The organism is Rhodovulum sp. ES.010, assembly GCF_900142935.1.
Taxonomy (GTDB): domain Bacteria; phylum Pseudomonadota; class Alphaproteobacteria; order Rhodobacterales; family Rhodobacteraceae; genus Rhodovulum.
On sequence record NZ_FSRS01000001.1, the window covers coordinates 1,069,010 to 1,094,682 of the forward strand.

The following is a 25,673-nucleotide window of genomic DNA, read 5'->3' on the forward strand; positions in this document are numbered from 1 at the left end:
GTTGTGACAGACCCGTGCGCCGGTTGCGAGTCCCGCCCGCATTTCCCTTGAGCGGGCGCCGGCGCATCGCTAGCGTTGAGCGAGAAACTCCCACCCGAGGACCCTTGACTGACATGACCCTGCGCTTCGCTCTGTTCGGAACCGCTACCCTCTTCGCCGGCGCCGCCTGGGCCGCCGATCCTGATCTGCTTGTCTTCGACTATTCCGGCTTCGAGGATCCGGCGTTCCACAGCGAATATGCCGCCAAGCACGGACAGCCGCCGAGCTTCACTTTCTTCGGTGACGAGGAAGAAGCCTTTCAGAAACTCCGCTCGGGCTTCAAGGCCGATGTCAGCCATGTTTGCGCGGGCTCGGTGACGAAATGGGTCGAGTCGGGTATCGTCGAGTCTTGGGACATCAGCCGGATCGACGCGTGGGGCGACCTGAACGCCGACCTCAAGGGCACCGACGTCGCCGAGACCGGCGAAGAGGTCTATTTTGTTCCCTCCGATTTCGGCTCGACGGCGATCGCCTACAACACCGAGGAAGTGCCGGAGGCGGATGTCTCCACCCTCGACGTGTTCACGAACGCCGATTACGCTGGCCGCGTGACGCTTCCCGACAATGTCGACGATGCCTATGCGCTGGCCTATCTCGCCACCGGCACGACCGACTGGTCGGACGTGACCGACGACCAGTTCCAGGCCGCGTCCGACTGGCTGCGCGAGGTGCACCCCAACCTGCGCACCTACTGGGTCGACCCGGCGGAACTGGCGCAGCTTCTGGCCACCGGCGAGGTGCTAATCGCCTGGGCCTGGAACGAGACCCTGCCGACCATGACCGAGGAAGGCTTTCCCATCGGCTTCCAGCGCGAACCCGAGGAGGGCTCGTCGCTCTGGCTGTGCGGCTACGTGAACCTCAAGGACGGCGAAGGGGCCGAGGACAAGGCCTACGATTTCATGAACGCGCTGCTGCACCCCTCCTCGACCATGCCGCTGCTAGAGGCCGGCTACGGCCATGCCAACGCCGCCGCGATGGCGGAGTTGGGCGACGAGGCGCTGACCGAGGTGGGTCTGGGCCCGATCGACGCGCCGGTGCTGGCGCAGTTGCCGATGCCCGGCGCGTTGCGCGAGCGCCAGTCCGCCGAGTTCGAGAAAATCAAGGCCGGCTTCTGATCGCACGTCCCGCCGCCCCACGTTGGGGCGGCGCACGTTCCGGGACGCGCAGACGCCGATTGCGGCCGTAATGTCACGTCGGGGTCCTTTTTTCTCACCGCCCACGACAACATGTTCCCTGCGGCCATACGCTGCGGCGAAAAAGCGATTGGCCGCGCGAGCGAGGCAGAGAACAGACGATTTTCTCGGGGATTCGCGTTAGGATGAGTCGCGCGCTGCGGTATTGCGCCGCGCGTCGCCACGCCACAGGTTCGGCCCGACAACGAGAGGTGACCGACATGAACAGATTTTTTCCCCCTATGGCCGTCTGCCTGGCGCTTCTTGCCGGGCCCGCCGTGGCGCAGGAGGCCACTTTCGGCCCGCTGATCGACGCCCCGGCGCTTGCCGAGGCGCAGGAGAGCCTCGATCCGCTGATCCTCGACATCCGCCCTGGCAAGGTCGAGGACACGGAGGAAACCCATTTCGAGGCCGGCCATATCCCGGGCGCGGTGCATGCACCCTACAACCTGTTTCGCGGCCCCAAGGAGAACCCCGGCCAGCTCGTGACCGAGGACCAGATCACCGAGGTTCTGCGCTCGGTCGGCGTGACGCTCGACCGGCCCACCGTGATCGTCCACCAGGGCCGTGACCAGACCGATTTCGGCTCGGCCGCGCGGGTTTACTGGACGCTGAAATCCAGCGGGGTGAGCCCGCTTGCCATCCTCAACGGCGGCATGAACGCCTGGGAAGCGGCGGAATTGCCCGTTGAGACTGGCCCGGTGACGCCCGAGCCCAGCGACGTGACGGTCAGCTTCTCCGACGAATGGATGGCCACCACCGCCGACGTCGAGGCCATCGTCGCGGGCGACCAGTCCGGCGCGTTGCTCGACGCGCGGCCGCAGGCCTTCTGGGAGGGTAACGCGAAGCACGGCGCGGCAGCGCGCCCGGGCACGCTGCCGCAATCGCGCTACTTCACCCACTCGGGTTGGTTCGGGTCTGACCGGCCGGCCTTCATCGAGCCCGGCCTCGTCGAGCGGCTGACGGCCGAAAACGGCTTCGAAAAAGGCGACGAGCTGGTGTCGTTCTGCAATACCGGCCACTGGGCAGCCACCAACTGGTTCGCGTTGAGCGAACTGGCCGGTATCGACGGGGTGCGGCTTTACCCCGAATCCATGGTCGGCTGGTCGACCGCCGGCAACGAGATGGCCAACGTGCCGGGACCGCTGCGCAACCTCTGGAACCGGGTCACGGGCAAGTACTGAGCAAGCATCGAGGAGGACATGACCGACACAACCCTGGAGGCGCGATCCGCGCCGCGCCTGAGGGGCCGCGCATTGGCGGTCCTGGCAGCCCTCGTCGCCGCGCTCGCCGTCGCCGCGCTGGCCGGTCCGCGCTATGGGGCACTGTTGCTGATCGGGCTCGGCTTCGGCATCGCGCTGGAGGGGCTGCGTTTCGGCTTTACCGGGCCGTGGCGCCGTTTGATCCTGTTCCGTGACGCCACGGGGATCGTCGCGCAGATGATCTGCATCGGGCTGGTGGCCCTGATCGCCTTCCCGCTGCTCGCCGCCAATCCGACCGAGCTCATCGGCGCGCATGCGCCGGTTGGCTACGCGATGATCGGCGGCGCCTTCATATTCGGGATGTGCATGCAGATCGTGCTGGGCTGCGGCTCGGGAACGCTGGTGAATGCGGGTTCTGGCAACGTGGTCAGCGCCGTGGCGCTACCGTTCTTCTGCATCGGCAGCTTCGCCGGCGCCTATCACCTGACCTGGTGGACCGACCTGGGCAGCCTGCCGATCGCCGTGCTCTCGGGCGTCGAAGGGCTGGCGCTGACGCTGGTGGCGCTGGCCGCCGTCGCCGGCATCGCGCTGGCCGTTGCCGAACCGGGCAAGCGGATGCTGCCCGGCCGGCTCTGGGCGGCCGCGCTGGTAGTCGCGGGTCTCGCCATCGTGCACCTCACCGTCGCGGGCCAGCCCTGGGGCGTGGTCTACGGGCTTGGCCTGTGGGTCGCCAAGGGGACGACAGCGCTGGGCGCAGATCTCTCAGCATCGCCCTTCTGGTCGGCGCCCGGCAATGTCGAACGGCTGGAACAGAGCCTGCTGACCGATGTCACCTCGCTGACCGATATCGGCCTGATCGCCGGCGCGGCGCTCGCCGCCTGGTGGCGCGACGGGCTGACCGCGAAGGTCAAGGGCCACCCTGTCCACGCCTGGATAGCGGTGATCGTCGCGGGGTTCCTGCTGGGCTATTCCTCGCGGCTGGCCTTCGGCTGCAATATCGGCGCGTTCTTCAGCGGCGTCTCGACCGGAAGCCTCCATGGCTGGGCCTGGTTCGCGGCCGCGTTCACCGGATCGTGGTACGGCATCAAGCTCAGACCCCTGCTCGGTCTGGAGGCGCAGCGATGACCCGGCTGCCCGTTGTCGCGGTCCTGTTGCTCGCGGTGGCCGGAGTGCTGGTCTTCGACCTCGCCACCTCGGCCCCGCTCGACCCGTTCTCGGCCCCGCCGCTGATGGCGCTGGGCTCGGGCCAGGCCACCAGCGGGGCGCATTGCGCCTCGCTGCCGACGAACTGACTCACGGCACCCACATCTGCGCCTCGGCCACAAGGGTGTGACGCCGCAGGACCGCTTCGGTCACGCGCATCTTCTCGTACGCGTCACGCGCGAACCCCGTTTCAAGCGCGCGGCGCAACTCGTTGTCGGCCGCCGCGAGGGCGCGCAGTCGCTCCGCCGGAACGCAAAAGCAGCGCGCCTCCGTCACGAGCTGCCAATCCGCCGTCGCGGACCGCCCCGACAGGCAGATCAGTTCGCCCACAAAAACCTTCGGCCCGTAGACATGCAGCCGATACCCCCCCCGATCGCATTCATCACCTGCCCGTCGGAAACGTACACGAGGTTCCGGGCCCGCGCTCCGGCCCGCAGCAATACCGCCCCCGCCGCCCGCTCCTCCCAGTGCCCGGCGTCGAGAAACCGGCGCGCCCGATGCGCTTCGAGTCCCGGAAACTGGGTTTCGAGCAGCCGCCGCTCTTCAACGCTGAAGCGGCAGCCGGTGCGCAAAAGGCAGAGCCGCACCAGCCCGAACACGCTTATCGCGATCCAGCTGACCTGGATCAGCGCCGCAGACAGGTTGAACTGGCTCTGGAGGTCGAACAGAACGCAACCGGCGGCCACCATGTTTAGCGCCGGATAGCTGTAGCTATGCCCGCGCAGCAGCCCCGACTGCAGCGCGAAATACGACCCGAGATAGAGCAATACGCCCGCCGGGCCCACGATGTCTCGAAGATCGTCGAACTCCAGAAGCATCGGCCGCATCCGATGGAGGGTTACGGTGGAAAACGTCGAACCTGCCGACCCGGGCCGGCACACCCCAGAACCTGCCGCAGAGTAAACCCGATGCGCGGCCCGCACAGGTCGGGAATCCCCCCATGGCGCGAGGCGGACCAGCGCGATTCCTCTTGAACCGCTGGCATGGCGGGCTTACCTTCTTACGGTCTCGCAAGGGACTATGGCGATAAACGCGCCCGTAATAAGCGGATCGGACCCGGGGGCGGTACCCGGCGGCTCCACCAAAACTCCCTCATTGGCGGGATCATGGGGCCGAAACAGGATCGACGGACGTCTAAAGGGGTTAGCCTTCGCCCGGTGAGGTACCACCGTTATCGGTCCAAGCATGATAGTTGCCAATGACAACCGTGCTCCGGTCGCCGTTGCCGCCTAAGCGGTAACCAGACCGAAAACTCAAGCCCAGTTCCTCTAGCAAGGGCTGGCGGGGTTCGCAGGCACCTGGCAACAGAAGCCTGCATCTTCATCGAAATTCAGTTCGGCCAGAGTTCCTTGCGGCCGAAATGTCTCTCGTTCAACATTTCCCAACTCTCTCCGTGCATAACCGGCCAGGCGCAGAACGGGAGTTTTCATGGATCGCGTCTTACAACTCGAAGACTGGTATCGCAGGGTCTACATCGACGGCGACGTGGACGCTGTCGGAGAACTCTTTACCAAGGAAAGCCGCGCGGCGGGCCTGATGGCCGACATGCAGGTGGGCGCCGAGGACATCGCCGCCTTTGCGATGGCCCTGGTCCATCTCGTCGATACCCCGCGCCTGCACATCGTGAAGGCGGTCGAGGACGGCGACTGGCTGGCCGCCCTGATCGAATGCGAGGCGGTGCGGCCCTCCGACGGCAAGCCGCTGCGCGTGACCGGCCAACTCATGGCCCGCTACGAGGGCGACAAGATCGTCGAAGCGTATAACAGCTTCGAGTTCATCGGGTTCTTCGCACAACTGGGCCTTTTGCCCGAAGACAGCGTGGCGATCGGGATGAGCGGTCAGAAGATCGGCTGAGGGCCCGCGCGCCCGGCGTCAACGTCATCGCCTTGTCACGGAGCTTTGGCTATGACGGGGGCATGCCAGCGCCCCCCCTCTCAGACCTGTTCCGCGTTTTCGGCCGCATCGGCATTCTGTCCTTCGGCGGGCCGGCCGCGCAGATCGCCCTGATGCACCGGGAACTTGTCGAGACGCGCGGCTGGCTCGACGAGGGCGGCTTCCTGCGCGCGCTCAGCTTCTGCATGCTATTGCCTGGACCCGAGGCGATGCAACTGGCGACCTTCGCGGGCTGGCAGCTGCGCGGCGTCGCGGGCGGGCTGATCGCGGGCACACTGTTCGTACTGCCCGGCGCGGCCATCATCTTTGCGCTGGCCGCCGCCTATGCCGCCTTCGGCGCGGTACCGCTCGCGCAGGCCCTGTTTCTCGGCATCAAGGCCACAGTCGTGGTGATCGTGCTCCAGGCGCTGGCGCGGCTCGGCAACAAGGCGCTGAAGACCCCTGCGCGCTGGGGCATCGCGGGGCTGTCCTTTCTCGCGATCTTCCTGTTCGCCCTGCCCTTTCCCCTGATCATCGCACTTGCCGCCGGCTGGGGCTATGCTGCGGCAACCGGCACGCCTTTGCCCCGCACCGCGGACGTCGCGCCCCCAAGGACGGGCCGCACCATCGCCCTGTGGGGGGCGCTCTGGCTCGGGCCGGTGGCTCTGCTCGCAGCGGTCGGCGGCGGCCTGCTCGCCCAACTCGCCACCTTCTTCTCCAAACTGGCCGCGCTCACCTTCGGCGGCGCCTATGCGGTACTGGCCTGGATGGCGCAGGAGGTCGTGACCGACAAGGGCTGGCTATCGCCCGAGCAGATGATCGACGCCCTCGGCCTCGCCGAAACGACGCCGGGTCCGCTGATCCTCGTGACGCAATTCGTGGGCTTTCTCGCGGGATACGGCGCCAGCGGATGGGGCCTGGCCTTCGCTGCGGGCGCCGTCACGCTGTGGGTGACCTTCGTGCCCTGCTTCTTGTGGATCTTCGCCGGCGCGCCCTATGTCGATCGGCTCGCGGACTTTCCCCGGCTCTCTGCCGCGCTCGAGGCCATTACCGCGGCCGTGGTCGGCGTGATCCTCAACCTCTCTCTGTGGTTTGCGGCCCACGTCCTCTTCGCCGAAGTGGGGGCGCTGCGCGCTGGCCCGATCGACACGATCGCGCCCGTCTGGGCAAGCTTCAAGCCGCGCGCGGCGCTACTCACCGCACTGGCGGCACTGATGCTGCTGGGGCTGCGCTGGCCGCTGCCGGGCGTGCTGGCACTGATGGCGGGGGCGGGCGCCGCGCTTGGGTCGGGGGCATTTTTCCTCTAGCCCCTTCCCCTGTTCTTCGAATCCCCTATGCTGGAGCCAATTCAACCTAGGGGCATATGCGCGATGGCCGACAGGATCGACTATGGCAACCTCATGCATGCCGCGATGCGCGGGCTGATCCGGCAGGTTCTGTCCAAGGTCGCCGCAGAAGGTCTGCCCGGCGAACACCATTTCTTCATCACCTTCGACACCAACGCGGAAGATGTCGACATCGCCGACTGGCTGCGCGACCGCTATCCCGACGAAATGACCGTCGTCCTGCAGCACTGGTTCGACAATCTCGAAGTGGACGAGGACGGGTTCGCGGTGACGCTCAACTTCGGCGACAGCCCCGAGCCGTTGTATATTCCGTTCGACGCGATCCGCACCTTCGTCGATCCCTCGGTGGAGTTCGGGCTGCGTTTTGAGACGCAGGAGAGCCAAGCGGACGACGACGAAAACGAGAGCGCCGAAAACCAGCATCGCCCCGAGGCCGACGAGGACGCGGAGGCACAGACGTCCGGCGAGGCCGAGGTGGTCAGCCTCGACAAGTTCAGAAAATAACCGCAACGCCGCGCAGCGACGCGGATGTTCGGGTTTCTCAGAAAACAGAAGGAACGACAGCCCGACCCGCCCGCCGGCGTCACGGTGATCGCCCGTCTCGCGGCCCATCTCGGCCCCGCCGAACGACGTACGACCTACGAGGTTCCGATGGCCGCGGCGCTCGGCACCGACGGAGATATCGTCGGCGGCGGCAGCATGGCGAACGAGCGCGGCGAGGCGCTTTTCATCGAGATCGAGGTGCGGTTACGCGAAGTGACGGAGCGGATGCTTGACCGCCTCGTGCACACGCTCGAGCAGGCCGGCGCGCCGAAAGGATCCTCGTTGTGGGCATCCGACGGCACCGAGCTGCGTCGGTTCGGCCGGATGGAGGTCGTTGCGCTCGACATCCTCGCCCACGGGCTGCCCGAGGAGGTCTACCGCCGGTTCCACGTACAGGACCTGGTAGACGAGATCGCGCCGCTGATGGGCGCGGCCGGACGCTACCAGGGGTTGCGGATGCTGCCCGATCGGGGCGTGCTCTATTTCCATGGGCGCGACGCCGCGGCGATGGAGCGCGCGATCCGCGAGGTCGCGGCCTTCCACCCGCTCTGCCGGAATGCCGCGATCCGCCGCCCGCCGCGGGCGTGACCACGCGATTGATCTTTCCGTCCAAGCCGTTAAGACCCGGGGCAAAAGCCAGACAAGGAGAGCGCGCCAATGACCGCCACCCGCACCGAGACCGACAGCTTCGGCCCGCTGGAGGTGCCCGCCGACAAGTACTGGGGCGCCCAGACCCAGCGCTCGCTGCTGAACTTCCCGATCGGCTGGGAGAAGCAGCCCGTCGCCATCGTCCGCGCGCTGGGCGTCATCAAGCAGGCCTGCGCCGAGGCGAACATGGTGCTTGGCACGCTGGACGAGGACCGCGGCCGCGCCATCGTGCAGGCCGCCGGCGAGGTCGTCGAGGGCCGGTTCGACGACAACTTCCCGCTGGTGGTCTGGCAGACCGGCTCGGGCACCCAGTCCAACATGAACGCCAACGAGGTAATCGCGAACCGCGCGATCGAGATCCTGTGCGGGGTGATCGGCTCGAAGGACCCGGTCCATCCGAACGACCACTGCAACATGGGGCAAAGCTCGAACGACACCTTCCCCACCGCGATGCACATCGCCGCCGCGATGACCGCGCGCGACGTCCTGCTGCCGGGGCTGGAAAAGCTGGCCGCGGGGCTCGAGGCGAAGGCGGAGGCGTTCAAGGACGTCATCAAGATCGGCCGCACCCATACCCAGGACGCAACCCCGCTGACGCTTGGCCAGGAATTCTCGGGCTATGCGCATCAGGTGCGCCAGGGCATCGCGCGGGTGAAGGCCGCGCTGCCGGGCATCTACGAACTGGCCCAGGGCGGCACGGCGGTCGGCACCGGGCTGAACACCAGAACGGGCTGGGGCGAGGCGGTAGCGGCCAACATGTCACGGATCACCGGCCTGCCCTTCCTGACCGCACCGAACAAGTTCGAGGCTCTGGCCGCGCATGACGCGATGGTGTTCATGTCGGGCGCGCTCGCGACGGTGGCGGGGTCGTGCTACAAGATCGCCAACGACATCCGGTTCCTCGGTTCGGGCCCGCGCTCGGGCCTCGGCGAGTTGATCCTGCCCGAGAACGAGCCCGGCTCCTCGATCATGCCGGGCAAGGTGAACCCGACCCAGGCCGAGGCGCTGACCCAGGTCGCCGCCCACGTCATGGGCAACGATGCCGCGATCAAGTTCGCCGGCTCCCAAGGTCATTTCGAACTCAACGTCTACAACCCGATGATGGCCTACAACCTGCTGCAGAGCATGCAGCTTCTGGGCGATGCCGCCGACAGCTTCACCGAGCGGATGCTGAACGGTATCGAGGCGAACGAGCCGCGGATCGAGAAGCTGATGCGGGAATCGCTGATGCTGGTGACCGCGCTGGCGCCCGAGATCGGCTATGACAACGCCACCAAGGTCGCCAAGACCGCGCACAGGAACGGCACGACGCTGCGCGAGGAGGCGGTGAAGCTGGGCTTCGTCGACGAGGCCACCTTCGACCGGGTGGTGCGGCCCGAAGACATGATCGGGCCGAAGGACTGATGGCGGGCGGCGTCGTCAACCTGCGCGCCGCGCGGAAGGCGAAGGCGCGCGCCGAGAAGCGCGCCAGGGGTGACGCCAACGCCGCGAAGCACGGCCGGACCCGGGCGCGGAAGGCGGCGGAAGAGGCCGATGCCGCATGCGCCCGCAAGACGCTCGACGCCCACAGGCTGGAGGAGGAATGAGCGCCCGCCCGGTCAAGCGGTCGCTGACGCTGAAGGGGCACCGCACCTCGGTCTCGCTCGAGGACGAGTTCTGGGCCGCCTTCCGCGAGATCGCGGTCGAGCGCGGCATCGCGGTGAACGCGCTGGCCGACGAAATCGACTCAAACCGAGACCTGGAAACCGGCCTTGCCTCGGCGATCCGCGTCTTCGTCCTGACGCATTACCGCCGCTAGTACTTGCGTCGGACAAAGCCTTCAAAATGCCGCGCGCCTGTTCAGATGCGCGACCGGCATCGGAATCCAAACCGAACCTGCCCACCATCGCCGTCGGGGCGCGCCTCCCCCGGGGGCTCACCCGAGCGTGGCCAGTCCGGGGAAGGTCTCCAAGAGCCAGTAGCTGAACGCGCTGAAAGCGCCGGTCACCAGCGCAAGCCCCACCGCGACAAGAAGCCCGCCCATCACCTTCTCGATCAGTGCCATGTGGCGCTTGAGCCGGTTCATCACGCTCATTGCACGCTGGATGAACAGCGCTGCGAGCAGGAAAGGGATGCCCAGCCCGGCGGCGTAGACGGCCAGCAGAACCGTACCGCGCGTGACGTCGGCCTCGGATGCCGCGAGCGAGAGGATCGCGCCAAGCTGCGGGCCGATGCAGGGCGTCCAGCCGAAGGCGAAGGCGAGGCCGAGGAGATAGGCGCCAAGCGCCGAACCGCCCCGGTCGCCGGCGTCGAGCCGCGCCTCGCGGTCGAGGATCGGAATGCGAAACACGCCGAGGAAATGCAGCCCGAAGACGATGACGACGACCCCGGCGATCCGCGCGAACCACTGTTGGTTCTGCAGGAAGAAGGCCCCGAAGGCCGAGGCGGTGAAACCTAGTAACAGGAACACCGTCGACAGCCCAAGCACAAAGAACAGCGCCGGCAGCAACGCCGAGCGCCGGAGTCGCGCGCCCGTGCCGGTCAACTCGCCCATGCTGATCCCGCCCATATAGGCGAGGTAAGGCGGCACGATGGGCAGGACGCAGGGGCTGAGAAAGCTCAGCAGGCCGGCGGCCAGCGCCACCAGCATGGCCGGGATCAGCCCCGCATCGATCAACTCGATTCCGAACATCGCCACTCCTTTCCCTCGGGCGGGCTTAGCCGAAGCCGGGCGTTTCGTCACGCCATGTCCTGTCACAAAGGCGTGGACAAGGGGCCGCATCGAACATAGGCCCGCAGACATGACGCTCACGATCGAGGTGGACGCGCGGGGACTGCGTTGCCCGCTTCCCGTACTCCGGGCACGCAAGGCGTTGGAGGAGTTGGGGCCGGGCGGGCTTCTGCGACTCTGGGCCGACGACGCGGTGGCGGTAATCGACGTGCCGCTTTTTTGCCGCGACGCCGGGCACGAGTTCCTCGCGATGGAAGAGCACGAGGGCGCACAGCTCTACCTGATCCGGCGGGGCTAGAGCGCGTCGCATTTAATCGGCCTCATAGCCGGCCGCCTTGAAGTAGTTGTAGCATTCTTGGTCTGAGACGAGGTCGCAGACATGGCCGACGGCCGCCCAAAGTTGATCGTAGGTTCGCGCGGCTGCCTTCCTTATGAGCGACTTCAGCTTTGAGAACGCCATTTCGATGGGGTTCAGGTCCGGGCTGTAAGGCGGCAAGAACAGGAACCAGGTGCCAATCGCACGCAGGGACGCCGCTGCGGCCGGGGCCTTATGGCTCGACAGGTTGTCGAGAATGACAACGTCGCCTTTGCGCAGCGTCGGCCCCAGCTGGGTTTCGATGTAGAGGGCGAACATCTCGGCGTTCATCGCCCCGTCGATGATCCATGGTGCGTCGAGCCGGTCGTGGCGCAGGGCCGCGACGAAGGTCTGGGTGCGCCAATGTCCGAACGGCGCGTGATCGACGAGGCGCTGCCCGAACGGGGCCCAGCCGGTCGTCTTGGCCATGTTGGTTTTGACCGAGGTCTCGTCCACAAAGGCCAGCCGGTCCAGATGGTTGGCCATGAAGGGCTGGCGTTTCGCGATCCAGATGCGCCGCAGATCGGCGACATCCTTGCGCTTCTGCTCAAGCGCCTGCAGGTCTTTTTTCGTGCGTCAGACCAAGCCCGCGCAGCACCCGCCAGATCGTGCCGCGATGGACCTCGATGCCATGGGTTTCGGCCAGCTCAACGGCCAATTCATCGAGCGTGATCTCGCCCTTGGCGGCGACGCGGGCTTCGATCCAGCCGGTCACGCCCGCAAGCTTGCCGTGCCCGCCGCCATTGCCTTGGGGCCGGGGCTTGAGTGATCCGGTCTCGCGACGCAGTTTGATCAGCTCGTTCACGAACTTCGGCGATACTCGGAAGTGCCGTGCCGCTTCGCGATGCCCATGACCTTCGTCCACAAACGCGACGACACGCTCGCGTAGCTCTATCGGATGTGGTTTGCCCATCTATGACCCCCATATCTACCTCAAAGAGACGGAATCACATCACGGCCAATCTGGGAATCCTGAATCCGAAAGCCGGCGACACGCTCTAGCTCCGGCGCGGCCTGAACGCCACGAGGGGCAACGCCCCCGAAACGCCGCGCGGCCGGGGGGCTTGCTTTCGCCGGGCCACCATCAGCGGCCCAGCGACCACCACCCACGCTTCTTCGGCTTGGAGGCTTCCTCTTCGTCCGCCGCGGCAGCGGGTGCAGGCTGCGCCTCGGGCTTGGGCGACGGCTCGGGCGCGGCATCCGGTTCCGATACCGACGCGGGGATGGGTGCCGCGGCGGTCTCTTCGACCGGTTCAGGCTCGGTTCCGGGCTCCATGCTCGGCTCGGCCGGCGGCGTGTCGGCCTCCCCATCCTGATCGGCCGCCGTCTCTGCTGGCTCGGCCTTGCGGCCGCGCGGCCGGCGTGTCCGGCTCTTGCGGGGTTTCTCGCCTTCAGCCTCTGTTTTCTGTTCGGCGGGCTCGGCCCCCTCACCAGTCGGCTCACGAGCCTCCTCGCTGCCGGCCTCAGCTTCGCCCGTGCGGCCCTCGTCGGCCTGACCTTCGCCGTTCGAACCGGCTTTCTTCTTGCGGCGGCGCCGCCGCCGCTTCTTGGGCTTCTCCTCGCCTTCGGCGGACGACACGGCCTCGGCGGACGACGCGGCCTCGGACTCGTCCTCAACCACCGCTTCTTGCATCTCAGAGGTATCGACAGAAATCACCGGCGCGACCACCTCGGGCACCGCGCGGGTCGCCGTCTTGAAGCGCTCGATCGAGAAATCGGGCGAGATCAGGAACGGGTCTGCCTCGATCCGAACCGACAGGCCGTACCGCGCCTCGATCTGGGCCACATGCTCGCGTTTCTGGTTCATCAGGTAGTTCACGATACCTACCGGCGCTTTCAGCAGAACCTCGCGAGACCGGCCCCGGACCCCCTCTTCCTCAAGCTGGCGCAGGATGGCCAGCGCCAAGCTGTCATCGGAGCGGATGAGCCCTGTGCCGTGACAATGCGGGCACGGCTGGGTCGTCGCCTCGATCATGCCGGGGCGTAGGCGCTGGCGGCTCATCTCCAAGAGGCCGAAGCCCGAGATACGGCCGACCTGGATGCGGGCGCGGTCGTTCTTGAGCCTTTCCTTGAGGCGCTTCTCGACCGCGGCGTTGTTCTTCCGCTCCTCCATGTCGATGAAGTCGATAACGATCAGCCCGGCGAGGTCGCGCAACCGCAGTTGGCGGGCCACCTCCTCGGCCGCCTCGAGGTTGGTCTTGAGCGCCGTTTCCTCGATCGAGCCTTCCTTCGTCGCCTTGCCCGAGTTCACGTCGATCGCTACCAACGCCTCGGTGACGCCGATCACGATATACCCGCCCGACTTGAGCTGGACGGTGGGGTTGAACATAGAGGAAAGGTAGCTCTCGACTTGGAACCGCGCAAAGAGCGGCAGCGGGTCGGTATACTGCTTCACGTTCTTGGCGTGGGACGGCATGATCATCTTCATGAAGTCCTTGGCCATGCGATAGCCGCGATCGCCCTCGACCAGCACCTCGTCGATCTCGCGCGAATACAGGTCGCGGATCGACCGCTTGACAAGATCGCCTTCCTCGTAGATCGGCGCCGGCGCGACGGATTTCAGCGTCAGTTCCCGGATCTGTTCCCACAGCCGTTGCAGGTATTCGTAATCGCGCTTGATCTCGGACTTGGTGCGCTGCGCGCCCGCCGTCCGAATGATGAGCCCCGCGCCCTCGGGAACATCAAGTTCGCCCGCGATCTCCTTGAGTTTCTTACGATCTGCGGCGTTCGTGATCTTGCGCGAGATGCCGCCGCCGCGAGCGGTGTTGGGCATCAGTACGCAGTAGCGGCCTGCGAGGCTCAGGTAGGTCGTGAGCGCCGCGCCCTTGTTGCCGCGCTCTTCCTTGACGACCTGCACCAGCATGATCTGCCGGACCTTGATGACCTCCTGAATCTTGTAGCGGCGCGGCCGGGGCTTGCGCGAGCGGATCTCCTCGGTCACGTCCTCGTCGGCGACCGACTCGATCTGGTCGTCACGTGCGGCGGGCTCCGCCGCTTTGTCGTCCGTCTCCCGGGTCTCCGCCGACGCGTCGCCCTGCGGCGCGGTCTCGCCCTCGTCGGGTTTGCGTGCGGACTTGCGACGTCGGCGCGACGGCTTGCGAGGCTTGGACGGCTCCGCCTCTTCACCTTCAACAAGCGGCTGGGCCGACTCGGCCTCTTGGCCGAGGTCGACCACGTCCATCCCGGGGATATCGCCCGACGGCTCGCGCGTCTCAACCGGGTCGTCGCTGCGCGCGGCGGCCGCAACAGTACCGGAGGGGCCGTCGTCCCCGCGATTTTCGGGCGTCACCTTCCGGTCGGGAGTGTCCTCGTCCGCCGATTCCGCCGGCCTGTCTGCCGCTTCCGTTGGCGTGCCCGGCGAACACGCCTCCTCCGAGGTCACGGGCGGCTCGGCCGCCACCCCGGACACACCTTGGGGTTGTGCCGCTGGCGCGGCAACTTCGGCCGATTCCTGGTCGGGTCCGGCCTCGGCGGCGGGAGACTGGCCCTCCGTCTTGGGCTTGCGCCGGGACCGTGAGCGCCGCTTGGGCTTGGGCTTCTCCGCCGCCTCGTCCTCGTCCATCTCCTCGGCGAGCGCGCGTTCTTCTGCGAGCAACGCCTCACGGTCGGCGACCGGGATCTGGTAGTAGTCCGGGTGGATTTCCGAGAACGCCAGGAAGCCGTGTCGGTTGCCGCCGTAATCCACGAACGCCGCCTGGAGCGAGGGCTCCACGCGGGTGACTTTCGCTAGATAGATATTGCCGGCGAGTTGACGCTTGTTGACACTCTCGAAATCAAACTCTTCAACCTTGTTTCCGTCCACCACCACAACGCGGGTCTCTTCCGCGTGGGTGGCGTCGATGAGCATTTTCTTTGCCATATCAATTCTTTGCACCACGGCGTCACGCCCGGCCCCGGCGGGGCAAGGCGGCGCGGAGGGTGTCTTGTTGGGGCGTGGGCGCGCGCGCGGGCCGGGCGGGCGACGTCTGGCCTGCCCGTCTCCTGCCTTGTATGCCTCACGCACTCCATCGCGGTTCGTCTCCGATGCCGAAAAAGTGAGCGGCATCCATTGGTGTGTCCCGGCGGCATCTGCGCACACCGGGCATGCGGCGGGACCTTGCGGGTCCCCTTCGGCCTGCTTCGTGCTGCTCCGGGCTTCGGTGCCGCGGGACGCGCGAAATACAGCGAAACTTGTCGGCGGCGATCGGACGACCATACGCGTTCCACGCGCCGCTTGGCGACATTAGCGGTAGAGGCGGGGAAATTACAATGCCTTTTTCCCCCGCCCCACCCGCTCAGAGATAGTCGGCCCGGCTGAGACCGTACTTGGCCATTTTCTCGTTCAACGTGCGCCGCGGCAGGCAGAGTTCCTCCATAACGCCCGCGATCGAGCCCTTGTGGCGGCGCATCGTATTGTCGATCAGCATCCGTTCGAAAGCCTCGACATATTCCTTCAGCGGCTTGCCCTCGGTGGTCATCACCGGTTTCGCGGCCTCGTTGTCGGCCATCAGGAGGCTCGCGATGGTGCCCGATCCGCGGCGGTTCTGCAGCACCGCCCGCTCGGCGATGTTGATCAGCTGGCGCACGTTGCCCGGCCAGGGCGCCTGCATCAGCTGCGCCGCCTCCTGCGCGGTCACCTCGGGCGCTTCGCAGCCGTATTCCTCGGCGAACTGTTCGGAGAGCCGGTTGAACAGAGTCAGGATATCCTCGCCGCGGGCACGCAGCGGCGGCAGGGTGATCCGCATCGCGGCGAGCCGGTAGAACAGGTCCGGCCGCAACGCATCCTCCACCGTCTTGTCCTGCTCTTGCAGGTTCGACACCGCGATGATCCGCGTCTCGGCCGGTACGCCCTGATCGTTGATGAAGGTCAGCAGACGCGCCTGCAGAGCCGGCGACAGGGCGTCGACATCCTCAAGGCACAGCGTCCCTCCGCGCGCCTCTTCGACCGCCGGCAGGCTCGCGCCTTCGTCGAACGGGCCGAAGAGGCGCGCGCTCAATGACTCGTCATCGAAGGCGGCGCAGGCGATCTGCACGAATTTCTTGCCCGCACGTGGCCCAACTGCGTGCAGCGCGTGCGCCACCAGCGTCTTGCCTGTACCGGTCTCGCCATCGATCAGCACGTGGCCGTCGGCTTGGCCGAGGTCGAGAATATCCTCGCGCAGCCGCTCCATCACGGGGGAAGAGCCGATCAGCTTCTTCACCAGTACCGTGCCGTCGCCGAGCTCGCGCCTAAGCGCCCGGTTGTCCAGAGTCAGCCGCCGGGTCTGACTGGCCCGCTTGGCCAGTTCGGTCATGCGGTCGGGGTTGAACGGCTTTTCCATGAAATCGAACGCCCCAATCCGCATCGCCTCCACCGCCATCGGCACGTCGCCATGCCCCGTGATCATGATGACGGGCAGCGATGAATCGAGGCTCATCAAGCGCTTCAACAGCGCGATGCCGTCCATCCCCGGCATCTTGATGTCGGTCACGACGACGCCGGGATAATCGGGACCAATCTCCTTCAGCGCGTCCTCGGCGCGCGCGAAGGTTGCCGTGTCGAACCCGCTCAGCGCCAGCCACTGGCTGATCGACTGGCGCATGTCCTGCTCGTCGTCGACGATGGCGATCTTCATGGCCTGGGGCATTGTTCTTCCTTATTCCGCGGCTTCCACGTCCTGGCTCAATATCGGCAGCTGCACTTCGAATACAGCCCCACCGTCGCGCCCGTTGCGCGCGGTCAGCCGGCCACCGAGATCGTTGACGATTCCCGACGAGATCGCGAGGCCCAGCCCCACCCCGTCGCCCGGCTCCTTTGTGGTGTAGAACGGCTCGAACAGGTTCTCGAGGTCCTCGATCCCGTGGCCGTTGTCGCGCACGGTCAACGTCGCCGTCTCGCCGGCCGAGAGGATCAGGTCGACTTGGGGCGCGGGCGACTCCCGCGTCGCATCGAGGGCGTTGCGCAGCAGATTGATGATCACCTGCTCAAGCCGGACGCGATCGGCCATGACGCACACCTTCTCACGCGGCAGCGACCGCGTTATCGTCACCCTGCGGCGCTTGAGCTGGGGCTCCATCATCGACAGCGCGCCCGAGACGCAGGAGCGCATGTCCAGGGGCTCGAAGGCGTCCCCCCCCTTGCGAGCGTAACTCTTGAGTTGCCTGGTGATCGCGCCCATCCGTTCGATCAGGTCGTCGATCCGCTGGAACGAAGACAGCGCCTCGTCAGACCTCTTGCGCTGCAAAAGCAGGCGCGCGCCGGCCAGGTAGGTCTTCATCGCTGCGAGCGGCTGGTTCAGTTCATGGCTGACCGCGGCCGACATCTCGCCCAGCGCCGCCAGCTTGGAGCTTTGCGCAAGCGTCTGCTCGGCCACTTCGAGGTTCTTCTCGGCCCGCTCGCGCTCGGCGATCTCGCGTTGCAGCCGGGCGTTCAGTTCGCGCAGCTCGCGGGTTTCCTGCTGGAACCCGATCGAGCGCAGCTGCGCCCGGCGGGACATCATGTAGAACGTGCCGGCCAGCAGGATCGCGAAGCCCATGATCTCGAGCGCCAGCACCGAGTTTACCTTGTCGCGGATCGAGACATAGGAGGTGAACGAGATGATGCGCCAGCCATGGTGGTTGATCCGCGCCGAGTTGCGCATCACCGCCTCACCCATCAGATAGGCATCGGGCGGCAGAGCGCCCCAGTCCGCGGTGGCCTGGAGCGCGCGCTGGATCGCCGACGGCGGAGAGCGCACCGCCAGCGCCTCTTCCACCGTGCGCCCGCGCCAGCGCGGCTCGGTCGACAGGATGATCTGTCCCTCGCTGTCGGTGACTATGATCGCGTCGGCAATGCCCGCCCAGTTCTGCTCGAACTTGCCGAGATCGACGCCGACGACGATCACGCCGGCCTTCTTACGGTTGATCACGATCGAACGGGAATAGGTGAAACTGTAAGCCCCCGCCTCGGTCCGCGACGTGATGAAGACCGTGTCGTTCGAACGCTGCGCCTCGACGAAAAAGGGCGCGTTGCGCAGGTTGGTGCCGATCCTGTTGCGATCGGTGGCGGCCACCACCCGCCCGCTGCCGTCCAGCAGCATCAGCGAGGCGGCGCCAATCTCGTCCACATAGCTGATCAACTGCTGGGAGCTTTGCGAGAAATCGCTTGTGTTCAGCGCATTGATCAGCGTGGGATCGCGCGACAGCAAAAGCGGCACGACCGAGGCGCGCTGCAATTCGCTCACGACGTTGCCGGAGTAGAGCGCAAGCCGCACCTGGGCGCGGTTGCGCGTCGTCTCGGTGAAGCGTTCCGTCAGCCAGGTGTTGGTGACCCAGACCGTCGCGACGGCAACCGCAATCAGGGCGACAAGCGCGATGCGCTTGCGCCATTCCGCCCCTTCCGGCGCGAAGACGACCCTAGCCTTGCGAAAGACGCCGAGCATGTCCGCCAGATTACGCCGGGGCCGCAGACCGCTCAAGCGCGGCGCCCTCACGCCGGCGTCAGCGCGCCGATCAGCGAGCGGAAAAGCGCCGCCCCATCCGTGCCGCCATGGGCGGGTTCGGCGGCGCGTTCGGGATGCGGCATCACGCCCAGCACGCGCCGGTTCTCGCTGAGAATTCCGGCGATGTCGGCCACCGAGCCGTTGGGGTTGTCGCGATAGGTGAAGGCGATGCGGTCCTCGCCTCGCAGCCGCGCCACAAGGTCGTCATCGGCGACATAGTTGCCGTCGTGATGGGCGACGGGCACGGCGATCCTTTGGCCGGCCTCGTATCCGGTCGTGAAAGCGCAATTGGCGGTTTCCACCGTGAGGTCGACGGGCTTGCAGACGAACTTCAAACCCGCGTTCCGCATCAGCGCCCCAGGCAGTATGCCGGTTTCCGTCAGCACCTGGAACCCGTTGCAGACCCCCAGCGCATAGCCGCCGCGATGGGTATGCTCGATGACCGCGCGGGTGATCGGCGAGCGCGCGGCGATCGCGCCGCAGCGCAGGTAATCGCCGAAGGAAAACCCGCCGGGTATGCCGACGACGTCGACGCCCTCGGGCAGGACTCGGTTCTTGTGCCACACCATCGTGACCTCGGCGCCGGCCTTGCGGAACGCTTCCGCTAGGTCGCGGTCGCAGTTGGAGCCGGGAAAAACGAGAACGGCGGCTTTCATCGGGGTCCCCTCAGCCGATCTCGATGTCGAAGCGCTCGATCACGGTGTTGGCGAGCAGCTTTTCGCACATCTCGCGCACCTGCGCCTCGGCCGCCCCCGGGTCCGTTTCCGCCAGATCAAGATCGATGACCTTGCCCTGGCGCACCTCGCCCACGCCGTCGAACCCCAGCGCGCCCAGCGCATGGGCCACCGCCTGTCCCTGCGGGTCTAGCACGCCATCCTTGAGCATCACGTGAACGCGGGCTTTCATGCCGTCTTTCCTTTCGTCGCTCGGGGCCTGCGCGGTCGCGGAAGCCCGTCATGTCGTTCAGCTGCGCCCGTCCCTTTTCGCACCGCGGGCACCCTTGCGCTTGGCATCATGTCCGGAGGAGCTTCGTGATGACACGAGCCGGACACGCTTGCCCTTTCAATTGATCAGAGTCGGCTTCGTCGCATGGGTTACGTTCGTCGGCAGCACGCCCAGCCGTTTGGCGACCTCGGTGTAGGCGTCGGTCAGGCTGCCCAGGTCGCGGCGGAACACGTCCTTGTCGAGATGCTCGCCGGTCTTGACGTCCCACAGTCGGCAGCTGTCGGGGCTGATCTCGTCGGCCACCACGAGGCGCATGAAATCGCCCTCCCAAATGCGGCCGACTTCGATCTTGAAATCCACCAGCTTGATGCCGACGGCCAGCATCACCCCCGAAAGGAAGTCGTTCACCCGAAGCGCCAGCGCCACCATGTCATCCAGGTCCTGCTGCGCCGCCCAGCCGAAGGCGATGATGTGCTCCTCGGTCACCAGCGGGTCGCCCAGAGCGTCGTCCTTGTAGTAGAATTCCACGATGGGCCGCGGCAGCGCGGCCCCCTCCTCTAGCCCCAGCCGCTTGGACATCGAACCGGCGGCCACGTTGCGCACCACGACCTCCAGCGGGATGATCTCGACCTGGCGGATCAGCTGTTCGCGCATGTTGATGCGGCGGATGAAATGGGTCGGCACGCCGATAGCGTTCAGCCCGGTCATGAAGAACTCGGACAGGCGGTTGTTCAGCACCCCCTTGCCCTCAATCACGTCGTGCTTCTCTGCGTTGAAGGCGGTGGCGTCGTCCTTGAAGTATTGCACAAGGGTGCCGGGCTCGGGCCCCTCGTAGAGAATCTTCGCCTTGCCCTCGTAGACTTTCTTGCGACGTGCCATGGAGACTCCGAATCCGGGAAGCGCGGGCCCCGGGTGACCCGCGCGCTCGCTGAGCTTTTAGGGCATGGGCCGTCCTGCCGCAAGGCACCGCGCGGCGGCACCGTCAAGACAAGGCCACCACAGTGACGTAGCGTCATGCGCCATGATTTTGCCCTTACAGACCATTGGCTACCTTGACGTCTGCCAAAGTATACAACATGTGGCGCGCGCTCGCACAACGTCGGCCGCCCAGAAACGGCCGACCACTCGACGAACAGACCCACCAGCGGCCGAAGAAAACAGAATGGACCGCCCCGTCATCGACTACACCGCACCCGTGTGTACCATCGCCCGGGATATCATCCTCGCGTCCTGCGAACGTGTCTGGCACAGCCTGATCGACTTCGAGCGCTGGCCTTCCTGGAACGACGCCGTGCACCGCGTCGCCCTGGACGGGCCGCTGGCCGAGGGCTCGACCGTCCACTGGACGACGGCGCGCGGCCTGACGCTCAGCACAACCCTGACGCGTCTCGACCCCTACGCGAGGATCGCCTGGGCCGGGTCGGTCGGCGCGATGCAAGCCGGATACCAGCTTTCGCTCGAGCCGCGCGACGGCATGACCCGCGCAGTGGCCGAAGTTTCGATCGACTCCGGCCTTGCGCGGGCGATGCCCGGTTTCACCGAACGTGCGCTGCGGGCGGGCCTCCGGCGCGGCCTGGCGGCCCTTCGGGTCGAGGCCGAGCGCCACGCCGTCTAGGCGAGAAGAACGGCGGGCGAAGGTCAGCCTGCCCCTAGGCAGGCGCGCGAACTTCCCTTAAATGGCATTCGAAACCGGAATCCCAGGAGGCCCGCAGCCGATGACCACTTTCGACGACCGCGAGAACGCATTCGAGAACAAGTTCGCCCACGACTCCGAGATGCAGTTCAAGGCCGAGGCGCGGCGCAACAAGCTGCTCGGGCTCTGGGCGGCGGAGCTGATGGGCCTGTCGGAAGAGGCTTCGCTTGAATACGCCAAGGAAGTGGTCAAGGCCGATTTCGAGGAAGTCGGCGAAGAGGACGTCTACCGCAAGCTCGCCGGCGATCTCGGAACCAAGGCCGACGAGGCGACGATTCGCGCCAAGATGGCGGAGCTGATGGTCGTGGCCAAAGAGCAGATCATGAACGAAAGCTGACGGCGCGCCGGACTCCCCCGGCCTGCCTTCCCGGCGGCACCCGCCGCCTGCCCGTGACCGCCGAAAGGATCCGCAAATGACGGACGCGCTGTCCCGCATGCTTGCCGAGCGCGACTGGCTGATGGCCGACGGCGCCACCGGCACCAACCTGTTCAACATGGGGCTGGCCTCGGGCGAGCCGCCGGAACTTTGGAACATCGACCGCCCCGACGACATCCGGGCGCTGTACCGCGGCGCGGCCGAGGCGGGCTCGGACATCTTTCTGACCAACAGCTTCGGCGCCAACGCCGCGCGGCTCAAGCTGCATGACGCCCAGGGCCGGGTGGGCGAGCTAAACAGGGTCGCCGCCGGACTTGGCCGCGAGGTGGCCGACGCAGCGGACCGCCCGGTGGTGGTCGCCGGCTCCATGGGCCCGACCGGCGAGATCATGGAACCAATGGGGCCGCTTTCCTACCCCGCCGCGGTCGAGATGTTCCACGAACAGGCCGAAGCGCTGAAGACCGGCGGCGCCGACGTGCTCTGGGTCGAGACGATCAGCGCGGGCGACGAGTTCCGGGCCGCGGCTGAAGCCTGCCAGCGGGCGGAGATGCCGTGGTGCGGCACGATGAGCTTCGACACCGCGGGGCGTACGATGATGGGCCTGACCTCGGCCGACCTGGCCGCACTGGTCGAAAATCTGGCTTGGAAACCGCTGGGCTTCGGTGCCAATTGCGGCGTGGGCGCGTCGGATCTGTTGCGCACCGTGCTGGGTTTCGCCGCGGCGGGCACCGAACGCCCGATCATCGCCAAGGGCAATGCCGGCATTCCGAAATATGTCGAGGGACACATCCATTACGACGGCACGCCGGAGTTGATGGCCGATTACGCGGTGCTTGCACGTGACAGCGGCGCGACGATCATCGGCGGGTGCTGCGGCACGACGCCGGCGCATCTGCGCGCCATGCGCGAGGCGCTGGAAACCCGCCCGTGCGGCCCGCGCCCCAGCCTCGACGAAATCGCCGAAAGGCTCGGCGGCTTTTCCTCCGCTTCGGACGGCACCGCAGAGGAGGATACACCGGCGCGACCGCGCCGACGCCGGCGGGGGTAGTCGCGCGCCCGCTCACGCGCCCGGGGCGGCAGCTTGCGGATACCAGCGAATTTATTTCAGAACAGTTCCAGCTGATCGCCCGGGCGTGGCGGCACCCGGAACAGATCGGTGCGCAACGCCGGCAGGTCGCGATCGAGGGCCAGCCGCGCCGCGGCGACACGGAACCGCCGGGCGATCATCGCCGCATAGAGCCCCTCGCCGCGCATCCGCTTTCCCCAGTCCGGGCAATAGTCCCGGCCGCCATGCATCTCACGCAGCCGCGCCATGACACGCGCTGCCTTGCCGGGCTGGTGCCGTTCGAGCCAGTCCTGAAACATCGCCGACACCTCAAGCGGCAGGCGCAGCATCACCCAGGTGGCCGCCACCGCGCCGGCCACCTTCGCCCGCTTCAGGATTGACTCCAACTCGTGATCAGTGAGGCCCGGGATCACCGGCGCAACCATGGCGCGCACCTCGACCCCCGCGCCGGCCAGTCGTTCGATCGTCGCCAGACGCCGCGCGGGCGATGGCGCCCGCGGCTCCATGCTGCGGGCAAGTCCCGCGTCGAGCGTCGTCAGCGAGACCCCAACCCGCACCAGCCCCAGCGCCGCGAGTTCCCCCAGAACGTCGAGATCGCGCTCGATCAGGTTGCCGCGGGTGACGAGGCCCACCGGGTGGCGGAACGCCAGCAGCACCTCGAGCAGGCGGCGCGTAATCCGCTGCGCGCGCTCCACCGGTTGATAGGGGTCGGTATTGGTGCCGATTGCGATCGTGCGCGGTCGGTAGGAAGGTCTGGAAAGCTCCCGGGCCAGCACGTCGGGCGCCTCCGGCCGCGCCACGAGCCGTGCCTCGAAATCGAACCCCGGCGAGAGCCCCAGCCAAGCATGGCTGGGCCGCGCGAAGCAGTAGATGCAGCCATGCTCGCAACCCCGGTAGGGGTTGATCGAACGGTCGAACGGCACGTCGGGCGAACGGTTGCGGGTGATGACCGTGCGCGGCCGTTCCAGGCGCAGTTCGGTACGCAGGACCGGCAGGTCGTCGTCCCGCGCCCAGCCGTCATCCACCGCCTCGGTAGAGAGGCGCTCGAAGCGGTTCGCGGGGTTGTGGCCGGCCCCACGGCCGGGAGTGCGCGCACGCGGATGGTCCATGCACTAAGAATGGAACATATGAGGAACGCCCGCAAGGGCGTTCGCTCCACCGCCGGGGATGCAATGCGACGCGGTCATGGTATGCTGCAGCGTATCTCAGGGAGGACTTCACGCGGATCAGACACTTGACCGTTGCCGCCGCGCTTGCCACCGCCCCGCTGCCGGCGCCCGCTGCCGGGATCGCGCCCTACAGCGACTTTTTCGTCTTCGGCGAAAGCACGAGCGACCCAGGCAACCTGTTCGACTTCCTGTTCGGAGCACCGCTGTCGCCGATGTCCGGGGTCTATGACAACGGACAACTCTCCGACGGCGACACCTGGGCCACGCAACTCGGCGCGGATTTCGCCTCGCGCCGAGATTTCGCCTATGGTGCCGCGCGGGCCACCTATACGGGTGCCGTCGATATCACGCTGCCGGATGGCAGGGTCGTATCGGTGGACGTGCCCGACCTGCCCGACCAGATCACCGGCTTCGTCGATGCGTTGGGAACCGCCTTCACGCTTGGGTCAAGACCGCTCGCCGCCATCTGGGCCGGGGGCAACGACCTGCTCGGTGCAACCGCATCCAACGTGGGTGACATGATCGTGGGCGCCGTAGGCGGGATCCGGCACAGTATCGAAATCCTAGACAGCAAAGGAATCGAGAAGATCGCGGTCCTGGGCCTTCCCGGTCTGGGCGGGCTGCCCCGGTTCACCGACCCGGACGCAGCGACCGCGGCGACCCTCGCATCGGATGCATTCAACGCCACATTGCAAACCATGCTAGCCGATCCCACCCTCGGCGCAAACGTCCAGTACGTCGATATCTTCGGGCTTTTCGAAAGTGTGGTGGACGATCCCGCAGCGTTCGGATTCACCGACACGCAAAAAGCATGCCTCGAAGCACTCTTGCTCGATCCGGCGACGGGTTGCGGAACCTACGTGTTCTACGACGACCTGCACCCGACCGAGGCCGCCCATGCCCTCGTGGCCGAGCTGGTCTTGGACACGATTGCCCCTGTGCCGCTGCCCGCGGGCGGCCTGCTGCTTCTAATCGGCCTCGGCGGCATCGGCCTCCTTGCACGCCGCCGGCCGGGTCAGGATTGAAACAGGGTGTCGCATCGGGCGACCGGCAAGTCGCAAATTGATGAGTGTCGCGCCACCAAACCCGGAATGAAGGGGAAACGGGAACGGCTGGCGGGCGGCGTTTGACGTGTGCCGCGCAGGGAGTGTGACATGGCCGATGAAGACGACGACCTGATCCTTTCGGACTTGCCGGACGAGGAACTCGTCCCGCAGATGCATGACGACCTCTATGACGGCCTCAAGGACGAGATCGTGGAGGGGGTCGAAATCTTGCTCGCGCGCGGCTGGCAGCCCTACACGGTCCTGACAGAGGCGCTCGTGGCGGGCATGACCATCGTCGGCAAGGATTTCCGAGACGGCATCCTTTTCGTGCCCGAGGTTCTCTTGGCCGCCAACGCGATGAAGGCGGGCATGGGTATCCTCAAGCCGCTTCTGGCCGAGACCGGCGCTCCCAAGATGGGCAAGATGGTGATCGGCACAGTCAAGGGCGACATCCACGATATCGGCAAGAACCTCGTGTCAATGATGATGGAGGGCGCTGGCTTCGAGGTGGTCGACCTCGGCATCAACACCGATGTCGACCGCTATATCGAGGCCCTGGCCACCGAAGAGCCGGACATCCTGGGCATGTCGGCGCTGCTGACCACCACAATGCCCTACATGAAGGTCGTGATCGACACGATGGCCGAGAAGGGCATCCGGGACGACTACATCGTTCTGGTGGGCGGTGCGCCGCTCAACGAGGAGTTCGGCCGCGCCATTGGGGCCGACGCCTATTGCCGGGACGCCGCCGTGGCTGTCGAGACCGCCAAGGAATTCGTGGCGCGCAAGCACAACCAGATGGCCGCGGGCTGAAGGGTATATGCGGGCCCGCCCAGGGCCCCTATCTTT

At 66.6% G+C, this 25,673-nt stretch carries 29 protein-coding genes and 1 other RNA gene; 18 read left to right on the forward strand and 12 right to left on the reverse strand.

Translation table 11 applies throughout. From position 1 onward, the window contains the following. The first annotated feature begins 113 nt into the window (after positions 1–113). From BUR28_RS05345 to BUR28_RS19925, 4 genes are all read left to right on the forward strand, one after another. On the forward strand, positions 114–1,154 hold the full coding sequence (locus BUR28_RS05345; protein WP_074219179.1) for an extracellular solute-binding protein: 1,041 nt from the start codon (positions 114–116) through the stop codon (positions 1,152–1,154). 278 nt (positions 1,155–1,432) lie between these two features. Then, complete coding sequence (locus BUR28_RS05350; RefSeq protein WP_074219180.1) at positions 1,433–2,395, forward strand: sulfurtransferase; 963 nt, start codon at positions 1,433–1,435, stop codon at positions 2,393–2,395. 18 nt (positions 2,396–2,413) lie between these two features. Beyond that, on the forward strand, positions 2,414–3,538 hold the full coding sequence (locus BUR28_RS05355) for a YeeE/YedE thiosulfate transporter family protein (RefSeq protein ID WP_074219181.1): 1,125 nt from the start codon (positions 2,414–2,416) through the stop codon (positions 3,536–3,538). Next, positions 3,535–3,705, forward strand: a complete 171-nt coding sequence (locus BUR28_RS19925; RefSeq protein WP_175566904.1) for a hypothetical protein — start codon at positions 3,535–3,537, stop codon at positions 3,703–3,705. Before BUR28_RS05355 ends, BUR28_RS19925 begins: the two co-directional genes overlap by 4 nt. Position 3,706: 1 nt before the next feature. Here the strand turns inward: BUR28_RS19925 and BUR28_RS05360 are convergent, their stop codons facing one another. Together BUR28_RS05360 and BUR28_RS05365 are read right to left on the reverse strand one after the other, a co-directional pair. Then, entirely contained in the window at positions 3,707–3,946 is a 240-nt protein-coding gene (locus tag BUR28_RS05360) for a hypothetical protein (protein WP_074219182.1), read from the reverse strand. Continuing rightward, positions 3,934–4,434, reverse strand: a complete 501-nt coding sequence (locus tag BUR28_RS05365; protein WP_074219183.1) for a CBU_0592 family membrane protein — start codon at positions 4,432–4,434, stop codon at positions 3,934–3,936. Before BUR28_RS05365 ends, BUR28_RS05360 begins: the two co-directional genes overlap by 13 nt. 148 nt (positions 4,435–4,582) lie before the next feature. Between BUR28_RS05365 and ssrA the strand changes: the two genes are divergently transcribed. From ssrA to BUR28_RS05405, 8 genes are all read left to right on the forward strand, one after another. After that, positions 4,583–4,935: a transfer-messenger RNA gene (gene ssrA / locus BUR28_RS05370) on the forward strand. 109 nt (positions 4,936–5,044) lie between these two features. Beyond that, complete coding sequence (locus BUR28_RS05375) at positions 5,045–5,470, forward strand: nuclear transport factor 2 family protein (RefSeq protein ID WP_074219184.1); 426 nt, start codon at positions 5,045–5,047, stop codon at positions 5,468–5,470. Positions 5,471–5,532: 62 nt separating this feature from the next. Next, complete coding sequence (gene chrA / locus BUR28_RS05380) at positions 5,533–6,795, forward strand: chromate efflux transporter (RefSeq protein WP_074219185.1); 1,263 nt, start codon at positions 5,533–5,535, stop codon at positions 6,793–6,795. A gap of 63 nt (positions 6,796–6,858) precedes the next feature. Then, positions 6,859–7,338 carry an SspB family protein gene (locus tag BUR28_RS05385; protein WP_074219186.1) on the forward strand — a complete coding sequence of 160 codons (480 nt, stop codon included), beginning with the start codon at positions 6,859–6,861 and terminating at the stop codon, positions 7,336–7,338. 24 nt (positions 7,339–7,362) lie between these two features. Beyond that, positions 7,363–7,965, forward strand: a complete 603-nt coding sequence (locus tag BUR28_RS05390) for a hypothetical protein (protein ID WP_074219187.1) — start codon at positions 7,363–7,365, stop codon at positions 7,963–7,965. A 69-nt stretch (positions 7,966–8,034) separates the two neighbouring features. Further along, complete coding sequence (fumC, locus tag BUR28_RS05395) at positions 8,035–9,429, forward strand: class II fumarate hydratase (RefSeq protein ID WP_074219188.1); 1,395 nt, start codon at positions 8,035–8,037, stop codon at positions 9,427–9,429. Beyond that, a complete protein-coding gene (locus BUR28_RS05400) occupies positions 9,429–9,611 on the forward strand; it encodes a DUF4169 family protein (protein ID WP_074219189.1) in 183 nt (60 codons plus the stop codon). Before fumC ends, BUR28_RS05400 begins: the two co-directional genes overlap by 1 nt. Beyond that, entirely contained in the window at positions 9,608–9,823 is a 216-nt protein-coding gene (locus tag BUR28_RS05405; RefSeq protein WP_074219190.1) for a ribbon-helix-helix domain-containing protein, read from the forward strand. Before BUR28_RS05400 ends, BUR28_RS05405 begins: the two co-directional genes overlap by 4 nt. Positions 9,824–9,940: 117 nt before the next feature. Here the strand turns inward: BUR28_RS05405 and BUR28_RS05410 are convergent, their stop codons facing one another. Then, positions 9,941–10,696, reverse strand: a complete 756-nt coding sequence (locus BUR28_RS05410) for a cytochrome c biogenesis CcdA family protein (protein WP_074219191.1) — start codon at positions 10,694–10,696, stop codon at positions 9,941–9,943. Positions 10,697–10,805: 109 nt separating this feature from the next. Between BUR28_RS05410 and BUR28_RS05415 the strand changes: the two genes are divergently transcribed. Beyond that, positions 10,806–11,033 carry a sulfurtransferase TusA family protein gene (locus tag BUR28_RS05415; RefSeq protein ID WP_074219192.1) on the forward strand — a complete coding sequence of 76 codons (228 nt, stop codon included), beginning with the start codon at positions 10,806–10,808 and terminating at the stop codon, positions 11,031–11,033. Positions 11,034–11,045: 12 nt separating this feature from the next. Here BUR28_RS05415 and BUR28_RS20330 read toward each other — a convergent pair whose 3' ends face one another. The 8 genes from BUR28_RS20330 to purC all read right to left on the reverse strand — a co-directional run bounded on the left by BUR28_RS20330 (position 11,046) and on the right by purC (position 20,353). Further along, entirely contained in the window at positions 11,046–11,651 is a 606-nt protein-coding gene (locus BUR28_RS20330) for an IS630 family transposase (RefSeq protein ID WP_139307493.1), read from the reverse strand. Continuing rightward, positions 11,638–12,003: a helix-turn-helix domain-containing protein gene (locus BUR28_RS20335; RefSeq protein ID WP_074218878.1), complete on the reverse strand. Its 366-nt coding sequence runs from the start codon at positions 12,001–12,003 to the stop codon at positions 11,638–11,640. The genes BUR28_RS20330 and BUR28_RS20335 overlap by 14 nt, the downstream gene beginning before the upstream one ends. A gap of 171 nt (positions 12,004–12,174) precedes the next feature. Next, on the reverse strand, positions 12,175–14,949 hold the full coding sequence (locus BUR28_RS05430) for a ribonuclease E/G (protein ID WP_074219194.1): 2,775 nt from the start codon (positions 14,947–14,949) through the stop codon (positions 12,175–12,177). A gap of 415 nt (positions 14,950–15,364) precedes the next feature. Beyond that, a complete protein-coding gene (locus BUR28_RS05435; RefSeq protein ID WP_074219195.1) occupies positions 15,365–16,696 on the reverse strand; it encodes a sigma-54-dependent transcriptional regulator in 1,332 nt (443 codons plus the stop codon). 9 nt (positions 16,697–16,705) lie between these two features. Next, positions 16,706–18,469 (reverse strand): sensor histidine kinase, encoded by a 1,764-nt coding sequence (locus BUR28_RS05440; RefSeq protein WP_074219196.1) that lies wholly within the window; start codon positions 18,467–18,469, stop codon positions 16,706–16,708. A gap of 47 nt (positions 18,470–18,516) precedes the next feature. Then, entirely contained in the window at positions 18,517–19,185 is a 669-nt protein-coding gene (gene purQ, locus BUR28_RS05445; RefSeq protein ID WP_074219197.1) for a phosphoribosylformylglycinamidine synthase subunit PurQ, read from the reverse strand. A gap of 10 nt (positions 19,186–19,195) precedes the next feature. Next, a complete protein-coding gene (gene purS / locus BUR28_RS05450; RefSeq protein ID WP_074219198.1) occupies positions 19,196–19,435 on the reverse strand; it encodes a phosphoribosylformylglycinamidine synthase subunit PurS in 240 nt (79 codons plus the stop codon). A 156-nt stretch (positions 19,436–19,591) separates the two neighbouring features. After that, positions 19,592–20,353 (reverse strand): phosphoribosylaminoimidazolesuccinocarboxamide synthase, encoded by a 762-nt coding sequence (gene purC, locus BUR28_RS05455; RefSeq protein WP_074219199.1) that lies wholly within the window; start codon positions 20,351–20,353, stop codon positions 19,592–19,594. A 283-nt stretch (positions 20,354–20,636) separates the two neighbouring features. Here purC and BUR28_RS05460 point away from each other — a divergent pair, with 283 nt between their 5' ends. The 3 genes from BUR28_RS05460 (at position 20,637) to bmt (ending at position 22,591) form a co-directional block, all read left to right on the forward strand. Further along, entirely contained in the window at positions 20,637–21,089 is a 453-nt protein-coding gene (locus BUR28_RS05460) for an SRPBCC family protein (protein WP_074219200.1), read from the forward strand. A gap of 100 nt (positions 21,090–21,189) precedes the next feature. Further along, positions 21,190–21,504 carry a DUF1476 domain-containing protein gene (locus tag BUR28_RS05465; RefSeq protein ID WP_074219201.1) on the forward strand — a complete coding sequence of 105 codons (315 nt, stop codon included), beginning with the start codon at positions 21,190–21,192 and terminating at the stop codon, positions 21,502–21,504. 76 nt (positions 21,505–21,580) lie between these two features. Beyond that, complete coding sequence (gene bmt / locus BUR28_RS05470; protein WP_074219202.1) at positions 21,581–22,591, forward strand: betaine--homocysteine S-methyltransferase; 1,011 nt, start codon at positions 21,581–21,583, stop codon at positions 22,589–22,591. Between the two features lie 56 nt (positions 22,592–22,647). Here the strand turns inward: bmt and BUR28_RS05475 are convergent, their stop codons facing one another. Then, positions 22,648–23,718 (reverse strand): PA0069 family radical SAM protein, encoded by a 1,071-nt coding sequence (locus BUR28_RS05475; RefSeq protein ID WP_074219203.1) that lies wholly within the window; start codon positions 23,716–23,718, stop codon positions 22,648–22,650. 125 nt (positions 23,719–23,843) lie between these two features. On the opposite strand from BUR28_RS05475, the gene BUR28_RS05480 reads away from it, so the two are divergent. Continuing rightward, on the forward strand, positions 23,844–24,803 hold the full coding sequence (locus tag BUR28_RS05480) for an SGNH/GDSL hydrolase family protein (RefSeq protein WP_074219204.1): 960 nt from the start codon (positions 23,844–23,846) through the stop codon (positions 24,801–24,803). Positions 24,804–24,932: 129 nt separating this feature from the next. Further along, entirely contained in the window at positions 24,933–25,637 is a 705-nt protein-coding gene (locus tag BUR28_RS05485) for a corrinoid protein (protein ID WP_074219205.1), read from the forward strand. The last annotated feature ends 36 nt before the right edge of the window (positions 25,638–25,673 follow it).

What these genes read in the sequence shown, in the direction of transcription:
- BUR28_RS05405 (WP_074219190.1), top strand. Translation starts at nt 9,608, where the DNA reads ATGAGCGCCCGCCCGGTCAAGCGGTCGCTGACGCTGAAGGGGCACCGC.
- BUR28_RS05350 (WP_074219180.1), top strand. Translation starts at nt 1,433, where the DNA reads ATGAACAGATTTTTTCCCCCTATGGCCGTCTGCCTGGCGCTTCTTGCC.
- BUR28_RS05475 (WP_074219203.1), bottom strand. Translation starts at nt 23,718, where the DNA reads ATGGACCATCCGCGTGCGCGCACTCCCGGCCGTGGGGCCGGCCACAAC.
- BUR28_RS05385 (WP_074219186.1), top strand. Translation starts at nt 6,859, where the DNA reads ATGGCCGACAGGATCGACTATGGCAACCTCATGCATGCCGCGATGCGC.
- BUR28_RS05390 (WP_074219187.1), top strand. Translation starts at nt 7,363, where the DNA reads ATGTTCGGGTTTCTCAGAAAACAGAAGGAACGACAGCCCGACCCGCCC.
- BUR28_RS19925 (WP_175566904.1), top strand. Translation starts at nt 3,535, where the DNA reads ATGACCCGGCTGCCCGTTGTCGCGGTCCTGTTGCTCGCGGTGGCCGGA.
- BUR28_RS05375 (WP_074219184.1), top strand. Translation starts at nt 5,045, where the DNA reads ATGGATCGCGTCTTACAACTCGAAGACTGGTATCGCAGGGTCTACATC.
- purC (WP_074219199.1), bottom strand. Translation starts at nt 20,353, where the DNA reads ATGGCACGTCGCAAGAAAGTCTACGAGGGCAAGGCGAAGATTCTCTAC.
- BUR28_RS05400 (WP_074219189.1), top strand. Translation starts at nt 9,429, where the DNA reads ATGGCGGGCGGCGTCGTCAACCTGCGCGCCGCGCGGAAGGCGAAGGCG.
- BUR28_RS05410 (WP_074219191.1), bottom strand. Translation starts at nt 10,696, where the DNA reads ATGTTCGGAATCGAGTTGATCGATGCGGGGCTGATCCCGGCCATGCTG.
- bmt (WP_074219202.1), top strand. Translation starts at nt 21,581, where the DNA reads ATGACGGACGCGCTGTCCCGCATGCTTGCCGAGCGCGACTGGCTGATG.
- BUR28_RS05460 (WP_074219200.1), top strand. Translation starts at nt 20,637, where the DNA reads ATGGACCGCCCCGTCATCGACTACACCGCACCCGTGTGTACCATCGCC.
- BUR28_RS05440 (WP_074219196.1), bottom strand. Translation starts at nt 18,469, where the DNA reads ATGCTCGGCGTCTTTCGCAAGGCTAGGGTCGTCTTCGCGCCGGAAGGG.
- BUR28_RS05430 (WP_074219194.1), bottom strand. Translation starts at nt 14,949, where the DNA reads ATGGCAAAGAAAATGCTCATCGACGCCACCCACGCGGAAGAGACCCGC.
- purS (WP_074219198.1), bottom strand. Translation starts at nt 19,435, where the DNA reads ATGAAAGCCCGCGTTCACGTGATGCTCAAGGATGGCGTGCTAGACCCG.
- chrA (WP_074219185.1), top strand. Translation starts at nt 5,533, where the DNA reads ATGCCAGCGCCCCCCCTCTCAGACCTGTTCCGCGTTTTCGGCCGCATC.
- BUR28_RS20335 (WP_074218878.1), bottom strand. Translation starts at nt 12,003, where the DNA reads ATGGGCAAACCACATCCGATAGAGCTACGCGAGCGTGTCGTCGCGTTT.
- purQ (WP_074219197.1), bottom strand. Translation starts at nt 19,185, where the DNA reads ATGAAAGCCGCCGTTCTCGTTTTTCCCGGCTCCAACTGCGACCGCGAC.
- BUR28_RS05485 (WP_074219205.1), top strand. Translation starts at nt 24,933, where the DNA reads ATGGCCGATGAAGACGACGACCTGATCCTTTCGGACTTGCCGGACGAG.
- BUR28_RS05415 (WP_074219192.1), top strand. Translation starts at nt 10,806, where the DNA reads ATGACGCTCACGATCGAGGTGGACGCGCGGGGACTGCGTTGCCCGCTT.
- fumC (WP_074219188.1), top strand. Translation starts at nt 8,035, where the DNA reads ATGACCGCCACCCGCACCGAGACCGACAGCTTCGGCCCGCTGGAGGTG.
- BUR28_RS05345 (WP_074219179.1), top strand. Translation starts at nt 114, where the DNA reads ATGACCCTGCGCTTCGCTCTGTTCGGAACCGCTACCCTCTTCGCCGGC.
- BUR28_RS05365 (WP_074219183.1), bottom strand. Translation starts at nt 4,434, where the DNA reads ATGCTTCTGGAGTTCGACGATCTTCGAGACATCGTGGGCCCGGCGGGC.
- BUR28_RS05465 (WP_074219201.1), top strand. Translation starts at nt 21,190, where the DNA reads ATGACCACTTTCGACGACCGCGAGAACGCATTCGAGAACAAGTTCGCC.
- BUR28_RS05435 (WP_074219195.1), bottom strand. Translation starts at nt 16,696, where the DNA reads ATGCCCCAGGCCATGAAGATCGCCATCGTCGACGACGAGCAGGACATG.
- BUR28_RS05355 (WP_074219181.1), top strand. Translation starts at nt 2,414, where the DNA reads ATGACCGACACAACCCTGGAGGCGCGATCCGCGCCGCGCCTGAGGGGC.